At 64.2% G+C, this 12,560-nt stretch carries 14 protein-coding genes; 8 read left to right on the top strand and 6 right to left on the bottom strand.

What is annotated here, in order from left to right; genetic code table 11:
• Positions 1–22: 22 nt before the first annotated feature.
• Together arsC and RTCK_RS10430 are read right to left on the bottom strand one after the other, a co-directional pair.
• Positions 23–445: an arsenate reductase (glutaredoxin) gene (gene arsC, locus RTCK_RS10435; protein ID WP_142592758.1), complete on the bottom strand. Its 423-nt coding sequence runs from the start codon at positions 443–445 to the stop codon at positions 23–25.
• A gap of 55 nt (positions 446–500) precedes the next feature.
• Positions 501–1,448, bottom strand: a complete 948-nt coding sequence (locus RTCK_RS10430; protein WP_142592757.1) for a LysR substrate-binding domain-containing protein — start codon at positions 1,446–1,448, stop codon at positions 501–503.
• 149 nt (positions 1,449–1,597) lie between these two features.
• On the opposite strand from RTCK_RS10430, the gene speB reads away from it, so the two are divergent.
• The 7 genes from speB to RTCK_RS10395 all read left to right on the top strand — a co-directional run bounded on the left by speB (position 1,598) and on the right by RTCK_RS10395 (position 8,306).
• A complete protein-coding gene (gene speB, locus RTCK_RS10425) occupies positions 1,598–2,656 on the top strand; it encodes an agmatinase (protein ID WP_142593104.1) in 1,059 nt (352 codons plus the stop codon).
• 74 nt (positions 2,657–2,730) lie between these two features.
• Entirely contained in the window at positions 2,731–3,819 is a 1,089-nt protein-coding gene (locus RTCK_RS10420; RefSeq protein WP_142592756.1) for an ABC transporter substrate-binding protein, read from the top strand.
• An 86-nt stretch (positions 3,820–3,905) separates the two neighbouring features.
• The gene (locus RTCK_RS10415) at positions 3,906–4,940 is read left to right on the top strand and encodes an ABC transporter ATP-binding protein (protein WP_142519573.1); all 1,035 of its coding nucleotides are present in this window, start codon (positions 3,906–3,908) and stop codon (positions 4,938–4,940) included.
• On the top strand, positions 4,937–5,791 hold the full coding sequence (locus RTCK_RS10410) for an ABC transporter permease (protein ID WP_142519572.1): 855 nt from the start codon (positions 4,937–4,939) through the stop codon (positions 5,789–5,791). The genes RTCK_RS10415 and RTCK_RS10410 overlap by 4 nt, the downstream gene beginning before the upstream one ends.
• Positions 5,788–6,585, top strand: a complete 798-nt coding sequence (locus RTCK_RS10405) for an ABC transporter permease (protein WP_142592755.1) — start codon at positions 5,788–5,790, stop codon at positions 6,583–6,585. The genes RTCK_RS10410 and RTCK_RS10405 overlap by 4 nt, the downstream gene beginning before the upstream one ends.
• Complete coding sequence (locus RTCK_RS10400) at positions 6,582–7,364, top strand: carbon-nitrogen hydrolase family protein (RefSeq protein WP_142592754.1); 783 nt, start codon at positions 6,582–6,584, stop codon at positions 7,362–7,364. Before RTCK_RS10405 ends, RTCK_RS10400 begins: the two co-directional genes overlap by 4 nt.
• Before the next feature lie 123 nt (positions 7,365–7,487).
• Positions 7,488–8,306, top strand: a complete 819-nt coding sequence (locus RTCK_RS10395; protein WP_142519569.1) for a RibD family protein — start codon at positions 7,488–7,490, stop codon at positions 8,304–8,306.
• Here the strand turns inward: RTCK_RS10395 and RTCK_RS10390 are convergent.
• Genes RTCK_RS10390 through RTCK_RS10375 form a run of 4 tightly spaced genes read right to left on the bottom strand, consistent with a single transcriptional unit; the run spans position 8,265 to position 11,503 of the window.
• Positions 8,265–9,053: a class I SAM-dependent methyltransferase gene (locus RTCK_RS10390; RefSeq protein WP_142519568.1), complete on the bottom strand. Its 789-nt coding sequence runs from the start codon at positions 9,051–9,053 to the stop codon at positions 8,265–8,267. The two genes, RTCK_RS10395 and RTCK_RS10390, sit on opposite strands and share 42 nt — an antisense overlap.
• Entirely contained in the window at positions 9,050–10,093 is a 1,044-nt protein-coding gene (locus RTCK_RS10385) for a glycosyltransferase family 4 protein (protein WP_142592753.1), read from the bottom strand. The genes RTCK_RS10390 and RTCK_RS10385 overlap by 4 nt, the downstream gene beginning before the upstream one ends.
• The gene (locus RTCK_RS10380) at positions 10,090–10,488 is read right to left on the bottom strand and encodes a 6-pyruvoyl trahydropterin synthase family protein (RefSeq protein ID WP_142592752.1); all 399 of its coding nucleotides are present in this window, start codon (positions 10,486–10,488) and stop codon (positions 10,090–10,092) included. The genes RTCK_RS10385 and RTCK_RS10380 overlap by 4 nt, the downstream gene beginning before the upstream one ends.
• Positions 10,489–10,498: 10 nt before the next feature.
• Positions 10,499–11,503 carry a zinc-dependent alcohol dehydrogenase gene (locus tag RTCK_RS10375; RefSeq protein WP_235988661.1) on the bottom strand — a complete coding sequence of 335 codons (1,005 nt, stop codon included), beginning with the start codon at positions 11,501–11,503 and terminating at the stop codon, positions 10,499–10,501.
• A gap of 330 nt (positions 11,504–11,833) precedes the next feature.
• On the opposite strand from RTCK_RS10375, the gene RTCK_RS10370 reads away from it, so the two are divergent.
• Positions 11,834–12,538: a CDP-alcohol phosphatidyltransferase family protein gene (locus tag RTCK_RS10370; protein ID WP_185927985.1), complete on the top strand. Its 705-nt coding sequence runs from the start codon at positions 11,834–11,836 to the stop codon at positions 12,536–12,538.
• Positions 12,539–12,560 lie beyond the last annotated feature (22 nt).

Raw genomic sequence — 12,560 nt, 5'->3', positions numbered from 1 at the left:
GATTTTCGGGGCCGGCGCGTCCTCAGCCTATCCGCCGGCCGTCCCGATCCAGAACCGGCTCGCCATCCTCCTTCGCAAACGCGCCCCGGTGCGTGTCGGGCAGGATGTCCAGCACGACCTCGGAGGGGCGGCAAAGACGCGTGCCGAGCGGCGATACGACAAACGGCCGATTGATGAGGATGGGATGCGCAAGCATGGCATCCAAGAGTTGTTCGTCGCCGAGGCTGGGATCGTCCAGTCCAAGCTCGGCATAAGGTGTGCCGTTCTGGCGGATCGCTTCCCTTACAGAAAGTCCCGCGGCCTCAATCATGTCGACCAGTTGGTCGCGACTTGGAGGCATCTTCAGATATTCGATGACGGCCGGTTCGATCCCGGAATTGCGGATCATCGCGAGCGCGTTCCGCGACGTTCCGCAGTCCGGATTGTGGTAGATAGTGACGTTCATGTCGAGGCTCCTTCACGCCGCAGTGCGGGCGCACATCCAGAGACTAACGTCCTGCTCACGACTTTGCCATGCGGCCTGCAAGGACGGTCCTCGCCATGCTTCGCGGCTCCGGCAGCCGATCGGCATCGAGCGACGAAAACAACCAGTCGATGAAGACGCGGACGATAGGCGCGGCACGCATTTCCTGCCGGCAGGCGACGTAGAATGCGTCGTTCGCCGGCACGCCGAGATCGAACGGCACGAGCAGGTCCCCCTGGGCGATCATCTTCGCCGCCGTGATCGTGTCGCCGAGCGCGATGCCTTGGCCATGCAGTGCGGCCTCGGTCGAGAAGCGTGCGTCCCCCATGAAATGCTGCCTGCAACGAGACAGGTGCGCGCCGTCGGCGGCCGCCAGCCACGTCTTCCATTCCCGCCCGTCCGTGTCCCCATGCAGGAGCACATGGTCTTCGAGATCCTTCACCGAGCGAAGCGGCCGGCTGTTCAGGAGCGTCGGGCTGGCGATCGGGAAAAGCTGCAAATGGCTCCACAACCTCGTCCAGACGTCCGGCCAGTTCCCGTCACCGTAAAGGATGCAGATGTCGACCTCGGGCGACTGCAGGTGTGCCGGATCGTTGGACGCCGCCAGCGTCAGCGTGACGTCGGGATACTGTTCCGTGAAGGAATTGAGCCGTGGCACGATCCAGAAGGAGAGGAGCGCCGGTACGCAGGTGATGGCGAGCTTGCCGGACGTCGCCGGCCGCTTCATCTGGGCCGTGGCAGCCGCGATCCCTCCGAATGCCTGCGTCACTGCCGGCAGAAGCAGCGCACCGGCCGATGTCAGTTTGAGCCGCTTGCCGCTGCGGTCGAGGAGCGCGGTCGCAAGCGCTTCCTCCAGCGTTTTCAGTTGATGGCTGATTGCGCCGTGGGTGACCCGCAGTTCACGAGCCGCCGCCGATACCGAGCCGAGGCGCGCGGCAGCCTCGAAGGCCTTCAACGGATTGAGCGGGGGAAGACGGTTTGACATCCATAAGCCTGACGTGAATTTTTCTCACAGCATCTGCTAGAACAACGTCAATTGCATTTCCAGCTCTGTTCTGCCGATAATGCCCAAAACAGAGGCGAAAAACGTCCGGGAACCAAAATTAGGCAAGCCAGCTTCAACGACAGGACATGATGGCGATGGATGAGAGCAAGCTCCGCGAGCTGCGCGAGAAATACGGCTCGGGCCACGGCGGCAACCTGTACGATCCGGACTTCAAGAAGGTCGCGGACAAGATCTTCTCCAAGAGCGGCACCCGTCTTGCCCCTTACGCCGGAATTCCGACTTTCCTTTCAGCGCCGCACATGCCGGTGGAGGCGGAAAATCCCGATTTCGGGAATCTCCAGGTCGCCATCACCGGCGTGCCGATGGATCTCGGCGTGACGAACCGCAACGGTTCACGCTTCGGACCGCGGGCGCTTCGCGCGATCGAACGGATCGGCCCCTACAATCACTTTCTGAAGACGGCGCCGGTCTTCGATCTGCGGGTCGCCGACATCGGCGACGTTCCGTTGCGTAGCCGCTACAGCCTGGAAATGTGTCACGAGGACATCGAGAAGCGCTTCAACCAGATCGTCGATGCGGGTGTCGTTCCGCTCGCGGTCGGTGGGGATCATTCCATCAGCCAGTCGATCCTGAAGGCCGTCGGAAGGAACGCACCTGTGGGCATGATCCACATCGACGCCCATTGCGACACCGGCGGCCCCTTCGACCATACCAAGTTCCATCATGCCGGGCCGTTCCGCAATGCGGTATTGGACGGCGTCCTCGACCCCACCCGCACCATCCAGATCGGTATCCGGGGTGCGGCAGAGTACATCTGGGAGTTCTCCTATGCCTCCGGCATGACCGTCATCCATGCGGAAGAGGTCACCGGCATGGGGATGCCGGCGATCATCGAAAAGGCACGGCAGGTCGTTGGCGATGGCCCGACCTATCTCTCCTTCGACATAGACAGCCTCGACCCGAGCTTCGCACCGGGCACCGGGACGCCGGAAATCGGCGGGCTGACGACGCGCGAGGTGCTCGAACTCGTTCGCGGCCTGAAGGGCATCAATCTTGTCGGGGGCGATGTCGTGGAGGTGGCTCCGCAATACGACGCCACGACCAACACGGCGCAGGCTGGTGCCCAGATACTGTTCGAAATCCTCAGCCTGATGGTCTTCAGCCCTTCCGTGACGGGCCGCGGCTGACGTAAGGTAACAAACGAAGTGGGAACGCGCCGGGCAGGCGAAAAGAACCTGCCGGCAAACACAGGAGAACATCAATGCGTGACATCCTCAAGACCCAGGCCAGCCGCCGGACGATCCTCGGCGCCGGCCTCGCGGGCGCCTCAATGCTGGCCATGCCGTCCATTCTGCGGGCGCAGGACAAGTCGCTGAAGGTCGGCGTCTATGGCGGCTACTTCAAGGATTCCTTCGACAAGAACATTTTCCCGGAATTTACCAAGGCGACCGGCATCGCCGTGGAATCCATCGCAGAGCCCACGGGCGAAGCCTGGCTCGTTCAGCTGGAACAGGCAGCGCGCGCCGGCCAGGCCCCGGCCGATGTTTCCATGATGTCTCAGGTCGCCATGCTCAAGGGTCAGGCAACCGACCTCTGGACGCCGCTCGACATGGCGAAGATCAAGAACGCCTCCGGCCTGATCGACGCATTCGTCAACAAGTATCCGGACGGCCGCGTGGCCGGCATCGGGGCTGTTTCCTGGTACATCACGCTTGTCACCAACACGGATGTCTACAAGGAGGCGCCGACCTCCTGGACGGCGCTGTGGGACTCGGCCAATGTCGACAAGATCGGCCTCCTGGCGCTGGTGTCCAACTCCTTCCTGCTGGAAGTAACGGCCAAGACGCACTTTGGCGGCACCGACGCGCTCGACACCGAGGAAGGCATCCTCAAGGTCTTCGAGAAACTTGCGGAAGTAAAGCCGAATGTCCGCCTCTGGTATCGCGACGAGGCACAGTTCGAGCAGGCGCTGAAATCGGGCGAGATCCCGATGGGCCAGTATTATCATGATGTTACCGGCCTTGCTGCCTCCGACGGACATCCGGTCCGCTCGACCTTCCCGAAGGAAGGCGGCATCCTCGACTCCGGCTGCTGGGCGCTGTCGCGAGCCTCGGAAAAGACCGAAGAGGCGCATGTCTTCATTGACTACATGTGCCAGCCCGCGATCCAGGCGACGCTGTCGCGCAAGGTCGGCACCTCGCCGACCGTCAAGCGCGACCTGCTTGACCTGACGGCAGAGGAATTCAACGCCGTGTCGTCCGACATCGAGCCGATCATTCCGCGCTACGACCTCTATCAAACGAAGTCCGACTTCCTGAACCAGAAGTGGACGGAGATGATCGCCGGCTGACATATCGCGGCCGCCTTCTTCGAAAGAGGGTGGCCGCCTGAATGCCTTTGAGCTAAGAGCGCCCGCGCAACCAGAGCGGAGAGCGAATGTCTGGACTTATCCTCAGCAACGTGACGAAGCAGTTCGGCACGTTCACAGCCGTCAACGACGTGAGCCTGTCGGTTCCGGACGGTACCTTCGTGTGCCTGCTCGGCCCCTCGGGCTGCGGCAAGACAACGTTGATGCGCATGATCGCCGGCCTGGACCTGCCGACCCGCGGCTCGATCCGGCTGGGCGGCGAGGACATTACCCAGGTTGCGACCCACAAGCGCAATCTGGGCATGGTCTTCCAGTCGCTGGCGCTCTTCCCGCACCTGACGGTCGGGGAAAACATCGCCTATGCGCTGCGCATCCGCGGCGTGCCGAAGGAGGAGCAGACGAAACGGGTCGACGAGTTGCTGGCGATGATCCACCTGGGAGGCTTCGCCGACCGCTCCGTCACGAAGCTCTCCGGCGGGCAGCGCCAGCGCGTGGCGATCGCCCGTGCCTTGGCTATTTCGCCCAAGCTCTTCCTGCTCGACGAGCCGCTTTCGGCGCTCGACGCAAAGCTGCGCGAGGCAATGCAGGTGGAACTGCGCCAGTTGCAGCAGCAGCTCGGTATCACGACCATCGTCGTCACCCACGACCAGCGCGAAGCCATGACCATGGCCGATACGGTGGTGGTGATGAACGGCGGCGAAATCCGCCAGGCCGCCGCACCCGTCGATATCTACCGCCGGCCGGCGGATTCCTTCGTGGCCGATTTCATCGGCTCAACCAACCTTCTCCCCTACACCGTCGACGGCAGCGGCCGGGCCACCGTGTTTGGAACGCCTGTCGAGGGCCTCGCGCTCGCCGGTGCCATGGCGGGGACGATTTCCGTCCGGCCGGAAGACGTGCAGATCACCGCACCCGGCAACGGCACCATCGACGGTAGCGTCACCTTCATCCGCGACCTCGGCGGCACCGTGGAAACCTTCGTGGAAGCTTCCGGCCAGCAGATCGTCGCCGTCTCCGCTCCACGCACACGGCCGGAGGTGACGGTCGGTCAGCAGGTCGGCATCCGGCTCGACCCCGCGACCAGCGTGGTGCTTGCCCGATGAGGCGCGAACCGCCCCAGCGGCTCGCCGACTACGGCCCGCTCCTCTTCCCGGCGGGGATGCTGATCGTCTTCTTCGTGATCCCCTTCGCGACGATGATCGCGGTCTCCTTCTTCGAGCGCGAGCAGGGCGGCTTCTACCAGCCGGCCTTCGTCTGGGACAATTACGCCCGCTTCCTCAGCCTCTTCTTCGGCAAGGTTCTCGGCTTTTCGCTTTTCCTCGCCGTCGCCGTCGCTGTTGCCTGCATCGTGATCGGTGTTCCCTTCACCTATCTGATGTCCAGGGCCGCCCGGAAGGTGCAGATTCTCTGGCTCGTCGCCCTGCTGTCGATCCTGTCGCTGTCGGAGGTGATGATCGGCTTTGCCTGGTCCACCCTGTTCTCCCGCACCGCCGGGCTGACCAACCTCCTCGTCGCGATCGGCATAATGGAGACGCCGCAGGCTCTGACGCCAAGTTTCGGCGCCGTGATGACGGCGATGACCTACCAGGCCCTGCCCTACACCGTCCTGGTTCTCTATCCGGCACTCGTCCGTCTCGATCCCACCTTGACGGAAGCTGCCCGCACCCTCGGCGCCTCCCCGATACGCGCCTTCTTCACCGTCGTGGTGCCGGCACTGCGCAACACTATCCTGGCGACGCTGATCATGGTCTTCATCTTTGCGCTCGGCTCCTACCTGCTGCCGCAGCTTCTCGGCCGCCCCCAGCACTGGACGCTCTCCGTGCTCATCACCGACCAGGCGATCTACCAGTCGAACATGCCTTTCGCCGCCGCCATGGCCGTCTTCCTCGTGCTCGTCTCGCTCGCACTCGTCGGCCTGGCGGTCTATGCCGGACGCCGCAAGGAGGCTGCATGACTTCCCTGCTGAAGCGTCTGTTCTTCTTTGCCGTGGGGCTGTTCCTCGCCCTGCCCCTGATCGTCGTCGCCGGCGTGTCCATCAACGAGAAGCAGACACTTGCCTTCCCGCCCCAGGGTTTCTCGCTGTCATGGTATAGTGAGATCTTCACCAATCCGGAATGGCGCAGCGCACTTGTGGCATCCCTGACGCTTGCCGCGACTTCGGCAGCGCTTGCGCTGGTGATCGCGCTCCCACTCGCCTGGTTCCTGTGGCGGCGGGTGGCGCCCTGGGCGAACATCTTCCAACTGCTGGGCGTGGCGCCCTTCACCCTGCCGCCGGTCATCACCGCACTTGGCCTACTGACCTTCTGGGCCACCACCGGCTTCTACGGCCAGCCTTGGACCGCCGCCATCAGCCATGCCATCTTTTTCGTCACGCTGCCGCTCGTCACGCTGTCACTCGGCTTTTCCGCCATCGACCGCTCGCTGGTCGAAGCCGCCGCAACCATGGGCGCCGATGACCGGGTGATTTTCCGCACGGTCGTACTGCCGCTGATCCTGCCCTACATCGTTTCCGGCTATGCCTTCGCCTTCGTGCTGTCGCTGAACGAATACATCGTCGCCTACATGACCGTCGGCTTCACGATGGAAACGCTGCCGATCAAGATCTTCAACGCGCTGCGCTACGGATATACGCCGACCATGGCCTCGGTCACCGTCCTGTTCCTGGCGATCGCGGCGCTCGTCTTCGGCCTCGTCGCCCGTTTCGGTGACCTGCCGAAGCTCCTGGGAGCAATGGGAGACGAGCGATGAAGATCGCCGGGCTGCAGATGCAGGCCACAGTCGGCAACATCGACGCCAACCTCATGAAGATCGAGACGGCCGCCGCCCAGGCTGCCGCGACCGGCGCCCGGCTTCTCATAGCTCCCGAACTGGCGCTGACGGGCTATGGCGCGGCCGAGCATTTCCCTGACCTCGCCGACTCTGCGGACGGTGATCTTCCCGAACGGCTTGCAGCCATTGCAAGCCGGCATGGCCTTGCCATCGTCGCCGGCTTCGCGGAAAGGGACGGCGACGACGTCTACAACAGCGCCCTCCTCACCGAGGGCGAAGGCCAACAGACCGTCTACCGAAAGTCCCATCTCTACGGACCTTACGAAAAACGCTGGTTCCGCCCGGCCAATCCCGCCTCGATCCTCACATCGGTGGACGGCGTCAGGATCGGCATGCTGATCTGCTACGATGTCGAGTTCCCTGAAAACGTGCGGCGGCTCGCCCGGGCGGGCGCCGAACTGGTCGTGGTCCCGACGGCTTTGCCGGCCGGCTCGTCGGGCCGCTTCATCGCCGAGCACATGATCCGCGTGCGCGCCTTCGAGAACCAGGTCTTCGTCGCCTATGTCAACCACTGCGGCTCCGACCCGCATTTCGCCTATGCCGGCCTTTCCCGGATCGCCGCGCCGGACGGCTCTTTGCTTGCAGAAGCGGCAGCGGAGGGCGAGGCGCTGCTCGTGACGGACATCGATCTGTCAGCCTATGCGGCGTCACGGGCGGAAAATACCTATCTCGATGATCTGGGTGGAAGGAGCACCTGATCCAGGCTGCCTTGCACCGGGGAGGATGTTGAGGGATCGTACGCCTGGAAGCAGCCTCCGCTCCGGAACATCCGGATCGGCCGGGCATTGACGGCTATCGATCGCATGCTTTTGGGAGGGGAAATGTACGCGGCAAGGATGACCGAGGAAATCTGGCAGCGGCTCCTTGCCCTTCGCCGAGACCCTTCGGCAACATCGCAATCGCCCGACAACGCGGAAGCGGCGTGGCGCCTCTACGCCCCCATCGCACTGCGCGACCGTCCCCTGGTCCTCGCGCAGGTCGGGCAGTCCCTCGACGGCCGGGTCGCGACGCCGACGGGAGACGCACAGGACGTCTCCGGCTGCGACGGAATTGCCCATCTTCATCGCTGCCGCGCCCTGGTTGACGCCGTTGTCGTCGGCGTCGGCACGGTGGTGGCGGACGATCCCAGCCTTTCCGTTCGCGCCGTTCCCGGTCCCAATCCGGTCCGGGTCGTGATCGACTGCAACGGCCGCATCCCACCCAATGCCAAGATGCTGAGGGATGGAGGCGCGCCCGTGCTGATCGTGCAGGCCGATGATGCTCCCGAGCCACCTCCGGAGAGCGAGGTGGTGAGGCTTCCCCGCCGTGGCGGCGGGCTTCATCCCCGCGATATCCTGGATGAACTGGCAGCCCGCGGCTTGACCGGCATCCTGGTCGAAGGTGGCGCAAAGACCATCGCCCGCTTCATCGATGCCGATCTCGTCGATCGCCTGCATGTCTCGATCGCGCCGATCATCATCGGGTCAGGGCCGATGGGCACGACGCTGGCCCCTGTGGACCGCCTCTCGGAGGCCCGCCGCCCGAAGGTGAATGTCTATGACATCGGCACCGACTTCGTCTTCGATTGCGACTTCCGGTCCGTCCGGCGAAGGGTATCGTCAGCAGAGAGCGAGAACATCCTGATGTCCGACACGGCATGAGCTTACCGGACTGGTGATCGCGGCAATCCGGTAGGCGTGCCAATCCTGCAGGTCCTTCGCGCTCAGGTTCCCCTCCTCGGCAACAGCCTCCACTATACCGTCCAGCAGCGATCGCTGGAGCTCGGCATCCTGCCCCCCGAGAATCCACGGGCTGGCCGCCGTCATGATGCGAAAGTCCTGCGCGTGGAGATTGTCGGAAAGGATGCTCCACGCATCCGGCCCTGCGGCGGCACCGAAACCCTTATCCCTGCTCTGATGCGCGTTGAAGGACTTCACCACCTCATCGTCCAGGGGATGCCGATGGGACCATGACATCTCGCCGTCATAGTTGAGCGCCGCGTAGAGACCCACACCCGCGCGGCGCAGGCGACACACGAAGCGGGCCATGAAGTCGGCAGAGCAGAGATCGAAGAGCGCCGACGCCGTCACCAGCGCCGCCCCCTCCAATGGCAGCCTCTCCAGTTCGGCCAGATCGCCCTCCACAAAGGTAAGGGCATCTCCGCCATGACGCCGCCTGGCCTCGGCGAGCAGGCGCGGATCTCGGTCGAGAAGTTGCCATTGCACCGTCGACCGGAGCCACGTCCTGAGCATGCGATAGGTCGAGCCGGTGCCGCAGCCGATATCGAGCACCCGCGCCGTTCCTGCCCGATGGATAGCTGCCAATGCCGCCGCCAATAGTCCTGCGTCCCGCGCCCGCCGGTCGGCGGGTTCTCGCAGGTCGAGCCAACGAATGTCGAACCCGCTCATCCGCGCTCCTCCAGGAACCGGGCAACGACCGCTGCCGTCTCGCGCCAGGACGGAAGTGACGCACCGCCAACGGCCGCGGCATCCGCCATTGCGGAGCGCAAATTCGTGTCCGTCAACACGCGCCGCAGTGCCTTAGACAGAGCCCGCGGGTCATCCGGCGGCACGAGCAGGCCTGTCCCTTCCGGCACCACGTCCGGAACCGCGCCGGCTGCGCAGCCCACGATCGGCAGACCGTGTACCAGGGCTTCCGCAAACACCATGCCGTAGCCCTCGTAACGGCTTGCCAGCGCAAAGACATCGGCACGCATATATTCGGTGCGCACGTCCTCCACCTCGCCCACGAGCGCAATGCGGTCAGCCAGACCCGCGGCAAGTATCTGCGCTTCGAGCGCGTCGGCGGCTGCGGGATCAAGTGCCCGGCTGCCGACGATCCTGCACGTCCAGGAAAGATCACGCAGCATGGCCAGCGCATCGATCAGCACGTCATGTCCCTTCCGTCGGATCAGCGATCCGACGCTCAGAATGGCCGGTATATCGCCGCTGCCTCCAGCGAGCGGGGCCGGATCTGTTCCCGGAGAAGCGATCGCGATGGCTGCCTGGGACAGGCCATAGTTCTGTTCAAGCTCCCGCGCGGTGGCGGCGGAGGTGACAATGGCACCGCGCACGAATGAAAGCGCGTGCTTTTCGCGCCGACGATATTCCTCCTGAACGGTTGCCGGAAGCCCCGTCTCCAGCGCCAGCGGGTGATGCACCAGGGCAAGGAGACGGACATCGTCATGCCGCCGGGCAGCCCATTCATCCAGTACGCCGAAGGCCAGACCATCCACCAGCACGAGTGCCCCGTCGGGAACTGCATCGAGCACCTCGGCCGCCTTCGAAAGGCGCTGCGGATCAATATCGGGAAAACCGCTGCCCAGCGGCAGGAGCCGCACGTCCCAGCCCATGTGCCCGAGTTCCGCAACCAGCCTGCGATCGTAACCATATCCCCCGGTTCGTGCCTGGAGGTCGCCCGGATAGGCGAAATAAAGCGTTCCGCTCAAAGCTCCCCCTCGTACCAGCCGCGCGCGGCATGCGACTCGTGCAGCAGCACCCGCAGCCGCCTGATACGGCTGCCGCCCTCACCGAGCCGTCCGTTCGCGATCGCATCGGCCAACTGGTCGAAGATATGCCTCGCCAGGAATTCGGTGGTGGTGACCTTGCCGCGGAAAGGCTCCAGCTCATCCAGGTTCTGGTAGTTCAGCGGCTTCAGAGCCTCGGCCAGCGCTGCCGTTGCAAGGCCGATGTCGACCGCCAGCCCGTTATCATCGAGATCAGCGGTGAAGAATGCCGCGTCGACGACAAAGGTCGCACCGTGCATGCCCTGCGCCGGACCGAACACCGGTCGCGGCAGGCTGTGGGCGATCATGATATGGTCACGGACCTCGACGGCGTACATGGGTTTCCTTTCAGTATCGAATACGATGACACAGCGTATCCGGCGAAGCGATGATGCCGGGATAGGGTTCGGCGATATCTGCGAAGGGCGTCTCTCCGGAGATCAGCACATCCAGCCGCTCATCGGCCAACAGGTCGAGCGCCTTGCGCAGCCGTCTTGCAGGGTTCCAGCGGGCGCGGCGACCCGCCGCGACGGAGCCGACCTGGGAACTGACGATGGAGAGCCGCCGGGCATGGAAGGCGCCTCCGAGGCAGAGGGAAGCCAACCTGTCGCCGTACCAGCTCGCCTCGACGATCTTTGCTTCGAAGCCGGCGTGGTCGATCGCACCGGCGAGCGCCTCCGGGGCCGCGGAAGCGTTGACGAGCACGTCGCAGTTCACCGGCCCCTCCTGCGGCAGAGCGAAGGCCAGCCCCAGAGCGCCGGCCTGCGTCCCGCGCACGGGGGAGGTGTCGCAGATGACGGTTTCCGTACCGGGGATACGGGATGCGATATAGGCGGTCAGGAGGCCTACCACCCCCGCGCCGAACACCGCCACCCGATCGCCGGGCAGGATGCCGGCGTCCCACACGATGTTCAGCGCCGTCTCCATGTTGGCGGCCAGAACGGCACGGCCAGCAGGCACATCTTCAGGGACCGGATGGACCGCCGACGCTTCGACCCGGAACCGGTCCTGGTGCGGATGGAGGCAGAAGACAGTGCGCCCTGAAAGCTCCGCCGGCCCCTCTTCCACGACGCCCACCACCGCATAGCCGTACTTGACGGGAAAGGGCAGCTTTCCTCCCTGGTGAGGTCCCTGCATCCGGTCGTATTCGCTTTCCGGCACATGGCCCTCGAACACCAATGCCTCCGTCCCGCGGCTGATGCCGCTGAACAAAGCCCGCACCGTCGCGTCCTTCGGACCCGGAGGCGGCAGCGGCTCATCGCGGAGGACGCAGGTGCGCGCTTCCTCGAACCACAGGGCCTTCGCCCGGTTGTCGCGGTCTCCAGCCAAACGACCGATCTCTGCGATCCTCACGTCCGTTCATCCTCTCCCCTAAGTGTCATCGGACTTAGCGGGCACGGCGGTCAGGACAAGATCCTCGACTTGCACCAAGCCCGGTGGCTTCACGTTAATTTGACGCTATCTGCCCGGCGGCGAGGAATGCGCCATGTATTGCTGCCGTGGAGACTGTCATGCATAGTTCATAAATTCGGGTCTGCAGGAACGGCATGGCCGGTTCAGATGAACTGCATCTCCCGCCGGAGCCGGAAGATGGTTAGCAATCTTGACGGAGGCCGGCCCCTGAAGCCAGGCCGGAGTTGGAGCGGCCGGCCTCCGCCTGTACACGCCCAGGCCGTACTGTATATGACAGCTTCGGCTCTGGTCGTCTTTCTCGCGGCAGACGTCATGGGGCCTGCGACCGGAATAACGGGAACGGCTTCGGTTGCCGGCCTGATGATCTTCTCCGTGATCGGATTTCTTGCTCTTCGGTATCTGCACCTCTATCCCCACGGGGCATTCGGGCCCGCGAACGCCACGACCACGTTCCGAGCCGCCCTTGCCGCGGGTATCGGCGGAATCGTTGCCGCCGCCCTGCCGTCGTCGCAGGCTCCCCTCTCCTCCACGCTCTGGATCGTCACGGGTGTTGCCGCCGTCTTTCTCGGACTGGACGGTGTCGACGGCCACCTCGCGCGAAAAAGCGGGACCGTCTCGCGATATGGCGCCCGCTTCGACATGGAGGTGGATGCCTTCCTCATTCTTCTCCTGTCGGCCTTGGCTGCACTCGCCGGCAAGGCAGGTCCATGGGTTCTGATGATCGGATTGATGCGCTACGCCTTCGTCCTCGCCCAGTGGCTGATCCCAAGGATGCGGGGAGACCTGCGGGACTCGTGGCGACGCAAACTGATTTGCGTCTTGCAGGGGGCGGCGCTTGCCGTCGCGCTTATGCCGATTGTTCCCCATGCCCTGTCGGCACCCCTCCTCGGGCTCGCTCTTGCATTGCTTTTCTATTCATTTACGGCCGATGTGACCTACCTTCTGAACGACAGGAAGATCACAGGTGAGGCCTGAGTTCACCGCCGCGATCAGGCCG

This window comes from Pseudorhizobium endolithicum, from assembly GCF_902153245.2.
GTDB classification, from domain to species: Bacteria; Pseudomonadota; Alphaproteobacteria; order Rhizobiales; family Rhizobiaceae; genus Neorhizobium; species Neorhizobium endolithicum.
This window is presented reverse-complemented; position numbering and strand designations above follow the sequence as displayed.